Raw genomic sequence first — 14,081 nt, 5'->3', positions numbered from 1 at the left:
CATCCAAACCCCTGCCCGCGTCAGGGCCGGCGACCGACCAGCGAGACGGCCGCGGGCGGTCGCGCGGGCGAGACTCTCGGGAAGGCGCTACGTGAGTCCCAACGGCTCCGACCTCCCCCACCGCCCGAACGGCGGGGGCGGTACCCCCATGTCGCGGCGCCCGATGCGGCGGAAGCTGCCGCAGGTGCTGACGGCGGGCTTGATCGTGGCATCCGCCACGGGTTGCTCCCCCACTTGGGAGGACTTCCCCCGCCTCGGTATGCCCACCCCCGTCACGGAGGAGGCTCCCCGGATCCTCTCCCTCTGGCAGGGCTCGTGGGCGGCTGCCCTCGCCGTGGGCGTGCTGGTGTGGGGTCTGATCCTGTGGAGCGTCATCTTCCACCGGCGCAGCCGGACCAAGGTCGAGGTTCCCCCGCAGACCCGGTACAACATGCCCATCGAGGCGCTGTACACCGTGGTCCCGCTCATCATCGTCTCGGTGCTGTTCTACTTCACCGCGCGTGACGAGTCGAAGCTCCTCGCCCTCTCCGACAAGCCCGCCCACACCGTCAACGTGGTCGGCTACCAGTGGAGCTGGGGCTTCAACTACCTCGAGGACGTGGACGGGGACCCGGCCACCGGCGATGCCGCGGCGCAGAAGAACCTGAACGCGATTCCGGACAAGTACACCAACGACTTCCCCAAGGGTGCCGAGGGCGTCTACGACGCCGGCATCCCGGGCGACCGGAACCCGCAGACCGGCAACCCCGGACCCACGCTGTGGCTGCCGAAGGGCGAGAAGGTCCGCTTCATCCTGACGTCGCGGGACGTCATCCACTCCTTCTGGGTGGTCCCCTTCCTGTTCAAGCAGGACGTCATCCCGGGTCACACCAACGTCTTCGAGGTCACTCCGAACCAGGAGGGCACCTTCCTGGGCAAGTGCGCCGAGCTCTGCGGTGTCGACCACTCCCGGATGCTCTTCAACGTCAAGGTCGTCTCCCCGGAGCGCTACCAGCAGCACCTGAAGGAGCTGGCCGAGAAGGGGCAGACCGGCTTCATCCCGTCGGGCATCGCGCAGTCTGACCCGGCCCGGAATGCGGAGAAGAACCAACTGTGAGCATCCTCAACGAACCCCAGGGTGCCGCGGCGGCCGATGACTCGTACGAGAACGAGCTCCCCGTCCGGCGCCGGCAGCCCGGCAACGTGGTCGTGAAGTGGCTCACCACCACCGACCACAAGACGATCGGCACGCTCTACCTGGCCACCTCGTTCTTCTTCTTCTGCATCGGCGGCGTCATGGCGCTCTTCATGCGCGCCGAACTCGCCCGTCCGGGTACGCAGATCATGTCGAACGAGCAGTTCAACCAGGCGTTCACGATGCACGGCACCGTGATGCTGCTGATGTTCGCGACGCCGCTGTTCGCCGGATTCGCCAACTGGATCATGCCGCTGCAGATCGGCGCGCCCGACGTGGCGTTCCCGCGGCTGAACATGTTCGCGTACTGGCTGTACCTCTTCGGCTCGCTCATCGCGGTGGGCGGCTTCCTCACCCCGAACGGAGCGGCCGACTTCGGCTGGTTCGCCTACTCCCCGCTGTCGGACGCGGTCCGCTCGCCGGGTGTCGGCGCCGACCTCTGGATCATGGGCCTGGCCTTCTCCGGCTTCGGCACGATCCTCGGCTCGGTCAACTTCATCACCACGATCATCTGCATGCGCGCCCCGGGCATGACGATGTTCCGCATGCCGATCTTCACCTGGAACGTCCTGCTGACCGGTGTGCTGGTCCTGCTGGCCTTCCCGGTGCTCGCGGCGGCCCTGTTCGCGCTGGAGGCGGACCGCAAGTTCGGCGCCCACATCTTCGACGCGGCCAACGGCGGCGCCCTGTTGTGGCAGCACCTCTTCTGGTTCTTCGGCCATCCGGAGGTGTACATCATCGCGCTGCCGTTCTTCGGCATCGTCTCCGAGATCATCCCGGTGTTCAGCCGCAAGCCGATGTTCGGTTACATCGGCCTGGTGGCCGCGACCATCGCGATCGCCGGTCTGTCCGTGACCGTGTGGGCCCACCACATGTACGTCACCGGCGGAGTGCTACTGCCGTTCTTCTCCTTCATGACCTTCCTGATCGCGGTACCGACCGGTGTGAAGTTCTTCAACTGGATCGGCACCATGTGGAAGGGCTCGCTGTCCTTCGAGACCCCGATGCTCTGGGTGATCGGCTTCCTGATCACCTTCACCTTCGGTGGTCTGACCGGTGTCATCCTGGCCTCGCCCCCGATGGACTTCCACGTCTCCGACTCGTACTTCGTCGTCGCGCACTTCCACTACGTCGTCTTCGGCACCGTGGTCTTCGCGATGTTCGCCGGATTCCACTTCTGGTGGCCGAAGTTCACGGGCAAGATGCTGGACGAGCGCCTCGGAAAGATCACCTTCTGGACGCTGTTCATCGGCTTCCACGGCACGTTCCTGGTCCAGCACTGGCTGGGCGCCGAGGGCATGCCGCGCCGCTACGCCGACTACCTGGCCGCCGACGGCTTCACCGCGCTGAACACCATCTCGACGATCAGCTCGTTCCTGCTCGGCCTGTCGATCCTCCCGTTCGTCTACAACGTGTGGAAGACGGCCAAGTACGGCAAGAAGATCGAGGTCGACGACCCGTGGGGCTACGGCCGTTCGCTCGAATGGGCGACGTCCTGCCCGCCGCCGCGGCACAACTTCCTCACCCTGCCGCGGATCCGCTCCGAATCCCCGGCGTTCGATCTGCACCACCCGGAGATCGCGGCTCTCGACCAGCTCGACCACGCCGGTCACGGTGCCATCACCGCTGACAAGGAGGCCGGCAAGTGAAGATCCAAGGCAGGATGTTCATCTGGCTGAGCGTCTTCATCCTCGCCATGGCCATCCTCTACGGCGTGTGGTCGAAGGAGCCGGCCGGTACGACGGCGCTCTTCCTGGCCTTCGGCCTGAGCATCATGATCGGCTACTACCTGGCCTTCACGGCCCGGCGCGTGGACGCCATGGCGCAGGACGACAAGGAGGCCGACGTCGCGGACGAGGCCGGTGAGGTCGGCTTCTTCTCGCCGCACAGCTGGCAGCCGCTCTCGCTCGCCTTTGGCGGCGCGCTGGCCTTCCTGGCCGTCGCGATGGGCTGGTGGATCATGTACTTCTCCGCCCCGCTGATCCTGGTCGGCGTCTTCGGCTGGGTGTTCGAGTACTACCGCGGCGAGAACCAGAACCAGTAGCGGACGCACCGCTCCGGACCACGCAGGGGCCCGGACACTGACCCGTACGGGTGGTGTCCGGGCCCCTCGTTTGCAGTCATCCGGCGCGCCGCTGCCGGGGGTTCTTCATAGCGTGTGCTCATGAACGTCACGCCGCGCAAGCGCACCGTAGCGAGCTGCACCGTGCTCGCCCTGGCCCTCGGGGCGGGGACGACCGCGTGCGGCGGCCAGGACAGCCACCCGTTGTCGGCGAGGCCGTACGACGCGGCGCGCCAGGTCGCCTTCAACGCGCCTCCCCCGGGCACCAAGGCAGACCCGGACAAGCCCCTGGTGGTCACCGCCAAGGGCAAGGACGGCCGGATCACGGACGTCACCGCAGTCGACACCGCCGGCCGCTACCTGGCGGGCGAACTCTCCGCGAACGGTACGAGATGGCTTTCCACGGGCCCTCTGGCGGCCGGAACGCGCTACACCGTCCGGGTCTCCACGGAGAACGGCGGCGGTGCCCCCGGCGTCCGCACCCTCACTTTCGAGACCGCGTCGCCGAAGCGGCTCCTGGGCGTCGAGCTGGGCCCGAAGACGGGCACCTACGGGGTCGGCCAGCCCATCACCGCCGAGCTCAGCCGCCCGGTGGCCGCCGAGGCGGACCGGGCCGCGGTCGAACGGTCCCTCAAGGTCACCTCGTCGCCCGAGGTGGAGGGCGCGTGGCACTGGGTGGACGACAAGAAGCTGCACTACCGCCCGAAGGAGTACTGGCCCGCCGGCGCCTCCGTCGAGGTGCGCAGCAACCTGGACGGCGTGAAGGTCGGCGACCGGCTGTACGGCGGCCCCACCAAGCCACTGAAGCTGACCATCGGCGACCGCGTGGAGGCCGTCACCGACGCCTCCACGCACCAGATGACGGTCAAACGCAACGGGGAAGTGATCAGAACCATGCCGGTGACCACCGGCAAGCCGGGCTTCTCGACGCGCAACGGCGTCAAGGTCGTGCTCGGCAAGGAGTACTTCGTCCGCATGCGCGGTACCAGCATCGGCATCCCGGTCGGCAGCGCGGAGTCGTACGACCTGCCCGTCTACTACGCGACGAGGGTGACCTGGAGCGGCGAGTACGTCCACGCCGCGCCCTGGTCCGTCGGCTCCCAGGGGTACGCGAACGTCAGCCACGGCTGCACCGGCATGTCCACGGGCAATGCGGCCTGGTTCTTCAAGACCGTCCGCGAGGGTGACATCGTCAAGGTCGTCAACAGCCTGGGCGCCCCGATGGACCCGTTCGGGAACGGCTTCGGCGACTGGAACCTCGAATGGGACGAGTGGCGCTCCGGCAGCGCGCTGCTGGCGGGAACCCGGGAGGGCGGCAGCGCGGCCGACGAGGCACGGCTGCGCCCCAGGGTCTGAGGCGGTACCGGAGACGGGCCCCGCGGCGTCAGGCCGCGGCCTGACGCCCGCGCAGCAGTCCCGCCAGGGCGCCGGCGAACTCCACCGGCTCGACGGGCAGCGTCACCGCCGCGTCCGCACGGCTCCAGGTGGCCAGCCAGGCGTCCTGCGGGCGCCCCATCAGCACCAGGACCGGCGGGCAGCGGAAGATCTCGTCCTTGATCTGCCGGCAGACGCCCATCCCGCCCGCGGGCACCGCCTCGCCGTCGAGCACGCACACGTCGATCCCGCCCCTGTCCAGCTCCTTGAGGACCGCGGGCAGGGTCGCGCACTCGATGAACTCGACCGCGGGAACGTCGGCGGCCGGGCGGCGGCCCGTGGCGAGCCGCACCTGTTCGCGGGTGCCGGCGTTGTCGCTGTACACCAGCACCGTGGCGGTCGACTGCATTGTTCCTCCGGGTTCGTCGGGGAGAACTGGGCTGCACCGATGCGCCGGATGCTACTCCTCACCGGGCCCGTTCAGCACCGCCCGTACCGGCTCAATGACTGCTTTTGATGGGCCGTTCGGGCTGGACACGGCTCACTGACACACCGAACGGCACCCCCCGGAGTGAGGGCTGGATAAGCGACCGACATAATGTCGGTCGTGGCGACAGCAACGACAGTAGAAACCGGGCACGCGCACCCGTCGGTCAATCGGCCGAACCTCACCAGCGTCGGAACCATCATCTGGTTGAGTTCCGAGCTGATGTTCTTCGCGGCCCTCTTCGCGATGTACTTCACCCTGCGATCGGTGACGGGGGCCGAGTACTGGGCAGAACGGGCTTCGACCCTGAACTTCCCGTTCTCGGCGACCAACACCACGATCCTGGTGCTCTCCTCCCTCACCTGCCAGCTCGGCGTCTTCGCCGCCGAGCGCGGTGACGTGAAGAAGCTCCGCACCTGGTTCGTGATCACGTTCGTGATGGGTGCGATCTTCATCGGCGGCCAGGTGTTCGAGTACACCGAGCTGGTCAAGCACGAGGGCCTCTCGCTCTCGTCGGACCCGTACGGCTCGGTCTTCTACCTGACCACCGGCTTCCACGGCCTGCACGTGACGGGCGGTCTCATCGCCTTCCTGCTCGTTCTCGGCAGGACGTACGCGGCCCGGAGGTTCACCCACGAGCAGGCAACCGCCGCCATCGTCGTGTCCTACTACTGGCACTTCGTCGATGTCGTCTGGATCGGCCTCTTCGCCACGATCTACATGATCAAGTAGCCGGGCTCCGTACCCGCACACATTCCAGAAGCATCGACGCAGAAGATCCTGACACCGGGGTAATCCGTGAAAAAGCTCTCCGCACGACGACGCCATCCGCTGGCGGCGGTCGTCGTCCTACTCCTCGCGCTGGCGGCCACCGGGGGGCTGTACGCCGCGTTCGCGCCCGCGGACAGGGCGCAGGCCGATGAAACCGCCCAGTCCCTCGCCATCGAGGAGGGCAAGAAGCTCTACACCGTCGGCTGCGCCAGCTGCCACGGAACCGGCGGTCAGGGCACCTCCGACGGGCCGTCCCTGATCGGCGTGGGTTCTGCCGCCGTGGACTTCCAGGTCAGCACCGGCCGTATGCCCGCCCAGCAGCCGGGCGCCCAGGTGCCGAAGAAGCCGAACATCTACTCGCAGGCCGAGATCGACCAGCTCGCGGCGTACATCGCCTCCCTGGGCCCGGGTCCGGTCACGCCGACCGAGAAGCAGTACAACCCCGAAGGTGCGAACATCGCCCGAGGCGGCGACCTGTTCCGCACCAACTGCGCCCAGTGCCACAACTTCACGGGTGAGGGCGGTGCGCTGACGCACGGCAAGTACGCCCCGAACCTCGAGGGCGTGAGCCCGAAGCACATCTACGAGGCCATGCAGACCGGCCCGCAGAACATGCCGTCCTTCCCCGACACGACGATGCCGGAGCAGGAGAAGCGCGACATCATCGCGTACATCCAGACGGTGAACAGCGGCGAATCGGAGACCCCGGGCGGACTGAGCCTCGGTGGGCTCGGACCCGTCAGTGAGGGACTGTTCGCATGGGTGTTCGGTCTGGGTGCGCTGATCGCCACCGCCATCTGGGTCGCGGCCCACACCGCTAAGGCCAAGAAGTCATGAGTAGCCAAGACATTCCCGAAGAGACCCTGCCCTCCGAGCAGGAGCACGCGCACGGCGCCGTGGCGACGAAGGACCCCTTCGCCGACCCGGGCCTCCCGGCCCACCGGCCGCGCATCCAGGACATCGACGAGCGGGCCGCCAAGCGGTCCGAGCGCACGGTCGCCCTGCTGTTCACCGTGTCGATGCTCGCGACGATCGCGTTCATCGCGTCGTACGTGATCTTCCCGGTCGACAAGATCGTCTACATCTGGCCGTTCGGTCACGTCAGTGCGCTGAACTTCTCGCTGGGCGTGACGCTCGGTGTCGCCCTGTTCTGCATCGGCGCGGGCGCGGTCCACTGGGCCCGCACCCTGATGTCCGACCAGGAGCTGGTGGACGAGCGTCACCCGATCGAGGCCCCGCCGGAGGTCAAGGCCAAGGTCCTGGCCGACTTCGCCGCGGGTGCGGAGGAGTCCGGCTTCGGCCGGCGCAAGCTGATCCGCAGCACCCTCTTCGGCGCGCTGGCCATGGTGCCGCTGTCCGGTGTGGTGCTGCTGCGCGACCTCGGTCCGCTGCCGGAGGACAAGCTCCGCCACACGCTGTGGGCCAAGGGCAAGCAGCTCATCAACATGAACACGCACGAGCCGCTGCGTCCGGAGGACGTGGCCGTGGGTTCGCTGACCTTCGCCATGCCCGAGGGTCTGACCGAGCACGACCACAGCTTCCAGACCGAGATCGCCAAGGCCGCCCTGATGATCGTCCGGATCCAGCCGGAGGACATCAAGGACAAGCGCGAGCTCGAGTGGTCCCACGAGGGCATCGTCGCGTTCTCGAAGATCTGCACCCACGTGGGCTGCCCGATCTCCCTGTACGAGCAGCAGACGCACCACGTGCTCTGCCCGTGCCACCAGTCCACCTTCGACCTCTCCGACGGCGCCCGCGTCATCTTCGGCCCGGCCGGTCACGCCCTTCCGCAGCTGCGGATCGGTGTGAATGACGAAGGCTTCCTCGAAGCGCTCAGCGACTTCGACGAGCCCGTCGGTCCTGCCTTCTGGGAGCGCGGATGAGCACTGCAACGGACAAGAGGAAGGCTCCGGCCGGCGAGCGCGTCGCCGACTGGGCCGACGGCCGGCTGGGGATCTACTCCCTCGCCAAGGCCAACATGCGCAAGATCTTCCCGGACCACTGGTCCTTCATGCTGGGTGAGGTCGCGCTCTACAGCTTCATCATCATCATCCTCACGGGTGTGTACCTGACGCTGTTCTTCCACCCGTCGATGAACGAGGTGGAGTACCACGGCAGTTACGTCCCGATGCAGGGCGTGCTGATGTCGGAGGCGTACGCCTCGACCCTGGACATCAGCTTCGACGTCCGCGGCGGTCTGCTGATCCGGCAGATCCACCACTGGGCGGCGCTGATCTTCCTCGCGGCCATGATGGTCCACATGATGCGCGTCTTCTTCACGGGCGCGTTCCGCAAGCCGCGCGAGATCAACTGGCTGTTCGGCTTCCTGCTGTTCGTCCTGGGCATGTTCACCGGTTTCACCGGTTACTCGCTCCCGGACGACCTGCTCTCCGGCACCGGTGTCCGCTTCATGCAGGGCGCGATCCTGTCCGTGCCGATCGTCGGCACGTACCTCTCGATGTTCCTGTTCGGCGGGGAGTTCCCCGGCGGCGACATCGTGGCCCGGTTCTACTCGATCCACATCCTGCTGCTGCCGGGCATCATGCTCGGCCTGCTGGTGGCGCACCTGATCCTGGTCTTCTACCACAAGCACACGCAGTTCGCGGGTCCCGGCCGGACGAACAACAACGTGGTCGGCATGCCGCTGCTGCCGATCTACATGGCCAAGGCCGGCGGCTTCTTCTTCCTGGTCTTCGGCGTCATCTCGGTCATCTCGGCGATCGCCACGATCAACCCGATCTGGGCGCTCGGCCCGTACCGGCCGGACCTGGTGTCCACGGGCGCCCAGCCCGACTGGTACATGGGCTTCTCCGAGGGCCTGATCCGCGTGATGCCCGGCTGGGAGATCAACCTCTGGGGCCACACCCTGGTCCTGGGCGTCTTCATCCCGCTGGTGATCTTCCCGCTGGTGCTGGTGAGCATCGCGGTCTACCCGTTCATCGAGTCCTGGGTCACCGGGGACAAGCGCGAGCACCACATCCTGGACCGCCCGCGCAACGCCCCGACCCGTACCGCCTTCGGCGTGGCCTGGCTGACCTGGTACTTCGTGCTGCTGATCGGTGGTGGGAACGACCTCTGGGCGACCCACTTCCATCTGTCGATCAACTCGATCACCTGGTTCGTCCGGATCTTCTTCTTCGTCGGACCGGTTCTGGCCTTCATCATCACCAAGCGGATCTGCATGGGTCTGCAGCGGCGCGACAAGGACAAGGTGCTGCACGGACGCGAGTCCGGCATCATCAAGCGCCTGCCGCACGGTGAGTTCGTCGAGGTCCACGAGCCGCTGACGCAGGAGGCCCTGCACACGCTCACCGCCCACCAGCAGTACACGCCGGTCGAGATCGGCCCGACGGTGGACGAGAACGGCGTGGAGCGGAAGGTCCCGCGCACCGAGAAGCTCCGGGCACGGCTCAGCAAGGCGTACTACGGCAAGGACAACCAGGTCGCGAAGCCGACCGTCGAGGAGTACAAGGAGATCACGAGCGGCCACGGCCACCACTGATCCCCTTCGCTGACCGCGACTGTCGCCACGGCCGGGAACCTCCCGGCGACAGCCAGGCGGAGAGCCCCGTCCATCCCATGGACGGGGCTCTCCGCCGTCCCCGGGGTCGATAGGGTGGGGGCATTCCCATCCGAACGGACCCAGGAGCGACCATGAGCGCTGTGACCCCCGCAGGTGGATCCACCGCGGCGGGCCTTTCCTGGCCCGAGGTGCTGGACTCCCTGCTGTACGGCCGCGACCAGAGCGCGGAAGCGACCTCCTGGGCCATGGACCGCATCCTGCGGGGCGAGGCGACCGACGCGCAGATCGCGGGCTTCGCCGTGGCTCTGCGGGCCAAGGGCGAGACCGTCGAGGAGATCTCCGGTCTCGTCCGGACGATGTACGAGCACGCCCGGACGATCGAGGTGCCCGGGGACACGGTCGACATCGTGGGCACGGGCGGTGACGGGGCCAGGACCGTCAACATCTCCACCATGTCCGCGATCGTCGTGGCCGGCACCGGCGCGAAGGTGGTCAAGCACGGCAACCGGGCCGCGTCGAGTGCGAGCGGCGCCTCGGACGTCCTGGAGAAGCTCGGCGTCAATCTGGAACTGACGCCGGAACGGGTCGCCGCGGTCGCCGAGGAGGCGGGCATCACCTTCTGCTTCGCGGTGAAGTTCCACCCGGCGCTGCGGCATGTCGCGGCGGCCCGCAGGGAGCTCGGCATCCGGACGACGTTCAACTTCCTGGGGCCGCTGACCAACCCCGCTCGGGTGAGGGCCCAGGCCACCGGCGTCGCGGACGCCCGGATGGCCCCGATCATGGCCGGTGTACTGGCCGCGCGCGGCTCCAGCGCGCTGGTCTTCCGCGGCGACGACGGTCTGGACGAGCTCACCACGACCGCGACCTCGCGGGTGTGGGCGGTCCGGGACGGTGCCGTGCACGAGGAGACCTTCGACCCCCGGGACGTGGGCGTCGAGCTGGTCCCGGTGGAGGCGCTGCGCGGCGCGGACGCCTCGTACAACGCGGATGTCGCCCGCCGGCTGCTCGCCGGGGAGACCGGGCCCGTGCGGGACGCGGTCCTGCTGAACGCGGCCGCGGCGCTGGTCGCGCTCGGCGAGGACGGGGGCGAGCTCGTGGACCGGCTCAGGGCCGGGATGGCGCGGGCCGCGGAGTCCATCGACTCGGGCGCGGCGAAGCGGGCGCTGGACCGCTGGGTGGCGGCGAGCAACGCGTGATGTGACGCGGGGCGCGGTCCGGATGGCGGACTGCGCCTTGCGTGCCGTCGGAGGTGTGGCAGGATGCCTTCCAAGGTCATGAGTGACAGCGACTACGGCCCCGGCCCGCTGTCCGGCAACCCTCCGTCCGTGGCGGGGTGCCCCGGGTGAAGACCAGGCCGTGGGCAGCGAGGTCCGCGGCAAGCGCGGACCCCGCGGACATCGGTGAATGTCGCAGCCCTGGGGTCCTGGTCCTCGAGGGAGCTGTTCTCGTGAGCAAGCGAATGCGTTAGGGCCTTCGGCCCCCTCCCCCTCCGTGCGCGCACCCTCGGTGCGGCGCGTCGAGGCAACACCCGTGTGCGGAAAGGCCGTTGTGAGCCGTCATGCCGCGGCGGGTCCTTTCGCACCCATTCGCCCCCACCTTCCGGGAGACACCGCCATGTCCGTGCGCCCGAACACCGTCGCGACCTTCACCCCTGCCGCAGCCTTCACCGCCACGTCGGCGGACGGCGCGGCCCCGGCCGGCGCCACCGTCCCTCGAACCGCCGCCGGCGACCACGACCCCTGCTGTGACGCCCCGCTGCCGGTGCTCGGCCGGGACGTCACCGTGCCGCTCGTGACCGGTGGCGAAGTCACCTACGCCGCACTCGACTACGCGGCCAGCGCCCCTGCCCTGCAGCGTGTGTGGGACGACGTCGCCGCGTACGCCCCGTACTACGGCAGCGTCCACCGCGGCGCCGGGTACCTCTCGCAGCTGTCCACCGACCTGTTCGAGGACGGCCGGGCCACGGTCCACGAGTTCCTGGACTGCCGTGACGGCGACCAGGTCGTGTTCACGCGGTCGACGACCGACTCGCTGAACCTGCTGGCCGGCGCCCTCCCCGATGGCTGTGAGGTCTTCGTCTTCGAGACCGAGCACCATGCCGCCCTGCTGCCGTGGACGAGCGCCCGCGTGACGTACCTGAACGCCCCGCGCACCCCGGCGGAGGCGGTCCGGACGCTGGAGTCGGCGCTCGCCGGCCGCGACCCCTACGGCCCCGCCCTGGTCTGCGTGACCGGTGCGTCCAACGTGACAGGTGAGCTGTGGCCCGTACGGGAACTGGCCGCCGCGGCGCACGCCCACGGCGCGCGCATCGTCCTGGACGCCGCCCAGCTCGCCCCGCACCACCGCGTCTCCGTGCGGGATCTGGACGTCGACTGGGTCGCGTTCTCCGGACACAAGCTGTACGCGCCGTTCGGCTCGGGTGTGCTCGCCGGCCGCGCGGACTGGCTGCAGGGCGCCGAGCCCTACCTCGCGGGCGGCGGTGCCTCGCGGTCGGTCTCGCGTCGCAGCGACGGGGGCGTGGACGTCGAGTGGCACACCACCGCGGCCCGCCACGAGGCCGGTTCGCCGAATGTCATCGGCGTCCACGCGATCGCCTCCGCGTGCAGGGCGCTCACGGAGGCGGGCTTCGACGCCCTCGTCGAGCGCGAGCGGCACCTCATCGCGAAGGTCCGTGCGGGTCTCGCCGAAGTGCCCGAGATCCGGGTGCTGTCGCTGTTCGGCGACGAATCCCCCCGGGTCGGCGTCATCTCCTTCGTCGTGGAGGGCTGGAACAGCTCGCACTTCGCCGCCGCGCTGTCCGCCGAGTACGGCATCGGCGTGCGCGACGGACTGTTCTGCGCCCACCCGCTGGTGCGCACGCTGCTGGGCGGTGACCCGCGGGAGGCCGGCGAGTGCGGTGCCCCGGAGGCCGGGCCGGGGCGAAGCGAGGAGCGGGTCCACCCGGCCGGCGGCCGGGGGAGGTCGCTGAACGCGATCCGGGTCAGCTTCGGGGCAGGCACGCCGGACGAGCATGTGGAGCGGTTCGTTCGGGCGGTCACGGAACTGGTGCGCGACGGTGCGAAGTGGAACTACCGCACCGAGGACGGGCGCTGCGTCCCCACGGTGTGAGCGGTGTGAGCGGCGCGGGCCGCACGGGGCGGTGGCGGGGCGTCTCCCGCATCGGCGTCCGTCGGCCCGACCGCTCCGCCTGTGACCGGGCCGGGTGCGCGGCGTCGGGCACCGCGGGCCGGGCCCGCCCGGTCCGGCAGGCACCGGCCGACCCGGTGGCCGCGATGCCGGGAGCGCGAACGCGCCCGACGGCCACCGCCCGGCACTAGGCGTCGAGCCCGATCGCGAACGCCGCCTCCAGGTCGTGCTGGGAGTACGTACGGAACGCGACATGGGTGTCGGTGGCCTCGACACCCGGGATCTTGCTGATCCGGCCCGGGATCACATCGGCCAGGTCGTCGTGTTTCGCGACCCGGACCATGGCGATCAGGTCGTGGGTGCCGGTGACCGAGAAGACCTCGCTGACACTGTCCAGGGAGGCGATCGACTCGGCGATCTCGGGGATGCGGTCCACGCTGGTCTTGATGAGCACGATCGCGGTGATCACGGCTGTCCTTCTCCCTCGGTGGCCGCTGCTGGGGGTTTCACTCTAGCGGCCTGCCGGAAGCGGCCCCACGCGTAGAGGAACCCGATACCGAACCCCACCAGATGTGCCAGATACGCCACCCCGGGACCGGTGGACGAGCTCTGGGCCTCCGCCAGCCACTGCAGGACGAACCAGAAGACCAGCACGATCCAGGCGGGGAAGCGCAGCGGCAGGAAGAAGAGGAAGGGATAGAGGCTTGTCACCCGCCTCCTCGGGAAGAGGCAGAGAAAGGCGCCCAGCACGCCCGAGATGGCTCCGGACGCACCGACGAGCGTGTGGTCCGACTCCGCGTTGGCCGCCGCGTAGGCGAGGAGCGCCAGATAGCCGCACCCCAGGTAGAAGAGAGCGAACTCCACGTGCCCCATGCGCTCCTCGACCATGGCGCCGAAGACGTGGAGGAAGAGCATGTTGCCCAGCAGATGGAGCCAGCTGCCGTGCACGAAGAGCGCGGTCAGCGGGGTGAGCAGGGCCCTCGGGGAGCCGTGCAGCAGTTCGCTCGGGATCACGCCCCAGCGTTCGAAGTGGACGGCCTGGGCGGTGAGCAGGGTGTCCCCGGTGCCGTACGACGGGCTGAGTCCGGAGACCGGACCGACGGCGAACAGGAGGCAGCACATGCCGATCGCTCCGTAGGTCACCACCGGGCCGGTCGTCATGCCCCGTACCGCCGTCCACCGATCGATCATGTCCAGAGCATGGCGTACCGGGACCGATGCGGGCAGACCGCCTCGCCGTGTCACGGCGGACCCGTGAGGTCGTAGGGTTACGGGCAGTAGGCACGAGGAGACGAGGACGGCCGATGACGACGGTACCCATGCCGACGGAGACCACCCGGTGGCGCTGCACCCTGTGCGGCAATCTCACCCGCTTCGACGTGACCCGGTCCTCCAAGGTCGTCGAGTACGTCCATCTGGATCTGGCGGGGGAGCCCAAGGTGGAGGAGCGCGAGGTGGTGAGTGAGACCATCGAGTCGGTCCGCTGCCGCTGGTGCAACGCCGTGGACCAGATCGAACTGGTGGACAGGCCGGGCAGCGGCTCCTGAGGGAGCCGTGCGACCCG

14 protein-coding genes and 1 riboswitch are annotated in these 14,081 nt (G+C 68.9%); of the genes, 11 read left to right on the top strand and 3 right to left on the bottom strand.

Annotated elements, in window-relative coordinates; all coding sequences use genetic code 11:
• The first annotated feature begins 148 nt into the window (after nt 1-148).
• From coxB to AB0J10_RS29630, 4 genes are all read left to right on the top strand, one after another.
• Nucleotides 149-1,096 (top strand): cytochrome c oxidase subunit II, encoded by a 948-nt coding sequence (gene coxB, locus AB0J10_RS29645; RefSeq protein ID WP_363065804.1) that lies wholly within the window; start codon nt 149-151, stop codon nt 1,094-1,096.
• Nucleotides 1,093-2,823 carry a cytochrome c oxidase subunit I gene (ctaD, locus tag AB0J10_RS29640; protein WP_363065802.1) on the top strand — a complete coding sequence of 577 codons (1,731 nt, stop codon included), beginning with the start codon at nt 1,093-1,095 and terminating at the stop codon, nt 2,821-2,823. Before coxB ends, ctaD begins: the two co-directional genes overlap by 4 nt.
• On the top strand, nt 2,820-3,218 hold the full coding sequence (locus tag AB0J10_RS29635; protein ID WP_138055782.1) for a cytochrome c oxidase subunit 4: 399 nt from the start codon (nt 2,820-2,822) through the stop codon (nt 3,216-3,218). Before ctaD ends, AB0J10_RS29635 begins: the two co-directional genes overlap by 4 nt.
• A gap of 120 nt (nt 3,219-3,338) precedes the next feature.
• On the top strand, nt 3,339-4,592 hold the full coding sequence (locus AB0J10_RS29630; protein WP_363065800.1) for an Ig-like domain-containing protein: 1,254 nt from the start codon (nt 3,339-3,341) through the stop codon (nt 4,590-4,592).
• A gap of 28 nt (nt 4,593-4,620) precedes the next feature.
• Here AB0J10_RS29630 and AB0J10_RS29625 read toward each other — a convergent pair whose 3' ends face one another.
• Nucleotides 4,621-5,019 (bottom strand): hypothetical protein, encoded by a 399-nt coding sequence (locus AB0J10_RS29625; RefSeq protein WP_363065798.1) that lies wholly within the window; start codon nt 5,017-5,019, stop codon nt 4,621-4,623.
• Between the two features lie 189 nt (nt 5,020-5,208).
• On the opposite strand from AB0J10_RS29625, the gene AB0J10_RS29620 reads away from it, so the two are divergent.
• The 6 genes from AB0J10_RS29620 (at nt 5,209) to AB0J10_RS29595 (ending at nt 12,499) form a co-directional block, all read left to right on the top strand.
• Nucleotides 5,209-5,829, top strand: coding sequence for a heme-copper oxidase subunit III (locus AB0J10_RS29620; protein WP_093653333.1), 621 nt, complete (start codon nt 5,209-5,211; stop codon nt 5,827-5,829).
• A gap of 66 nt (nt 5,830-5,895) precedes the next feature.
• Complete coding sequence (locus tag AB0J10_RS29615) at nt 5,896-6,705, top strand: c-type cytochrome (protein ID WP_363065796.1); 810 nt, start codon at nt 5,896-5,898, stop codon at nt 6,703-6,705.
• Nucleotides 6,702-7,751, top strand: coding sequence for a Rieske 2Fe-2S domain-containing protein (locus AB0J10_RS29610; protein ID WP_363065794.1), 1,050 nt, complete (start codon nt 6,702-6,704; stop codon nt 7,749-7,751). The genes AB0J10_RS29615 and AB0J10_RS29610 overlap by 4 nt, the downstream gene beginning before the upstream one ends.
• On the top strand, nt 7,748-9,370 hold the full coding sequence (locus tag AB0J10_RS29605; RefSeq protein WP_363065792.1) for a ubiquinol-cytochrome c reductase cytochrome b subunit: 1,623 nt from the start codon (nt 7,748-7,750) through the stop codon (nt 9,368-9,370). The genes AB0J10_RS29610 and AB0J10_RS29605 overlap by 4 nt, the downstream gene beginning before the upstream one ends.
• Nucleotides 9,371-9,522: 152 nt before the next feature.
• Nucleotides 9,523-10,587, top strand: coding sequence for an anthranilate phosphoribosyltransferase (gene trpD, locus AB0J10_RS29600; protein ID WP_363065790.1), 1,065 nt, complete (start codon nt 9,523-9,525; stop codon nt 10,585-10,587).
• A 74-nt stretch (nt 10,588-10,661) separates the two neighbouring features.
• A riboswitch (SAM riboswitch) is annotated at nt 10,662-10,779 on the top strand.
• Between the two features lie 226 nt (nt 10,780-11,005).
• Entirely contained in the window at nt 11,006-12,499 is a 1,494-nt protein-coding gene (locus tag AB0J10_RS29595; protein ID WP_363065788.1) for an aminotransferase class V-fold PLP-dependent enzyme, read from the top strand.
• A gap of 205 nt (nt 12,500-12,704) precedes the next feature.
• Here the strand turns inward: AB0J10_RS29595 and AB0J10_RS29590 are convergent, their stop codons facing one another.
• Complete coding sequence (locus AB0J10_RS29590) at nt 12,705-12,986, bottom strand: Lrp/AsnC ligand binding domain-containing protein (RefSeq protein WP_269730876.1); 282 nt, start codon at nt 12,984-12,986, stop codon at nt 12,705-12,707.
• A complete protein-coding gene (locus AB0J10_RS29585) occupies nt 12,983-13,708 on the bottom strand; it encodes a rhomboid family intramembrane serine protease (RefSeq protein WP_363065786.1) in 726 nt (241 codons plus the stop codon). Before AB0J10_RS29585 ends, AB0J10_RS29590 begins: the two co-directional genes overlap by 4 nt.
• A gap of 113 nt (nt 13,709-13,821) precedes the next feature.
• On the opposite strand from AB0J10_RS29585, the gene AB0J10_RS29580 reads away from it, so the two are divergent.
• On the top strand, nt 13,822-14,064 hold the full coding sequence (locus tag AB0J10_RS29580; protein ID WP_269730878.1) for a hypothetical protein: 243 nt from the start codon (nt 13,822-13,824) through the stop codon (nt 14,062-14,064).
• The last annotated feature ends 17 nt before the right edge of the window (nt 14,065-14,081 follow it).

The organism is Streptomyces sp. NPDC049887 (genome assembly GCF_040656535.1).
Lineage (GTDB): Bacteria > Actinomycetota > Actinomycetes > Streptomycetales > Streptomycetaceae > Streptomyces.
The sequence above is the reverse complement of the archived record's forward strand: the minus strand, read 5'-3'. Positions and strand labels throughout refer to the sequence as shown.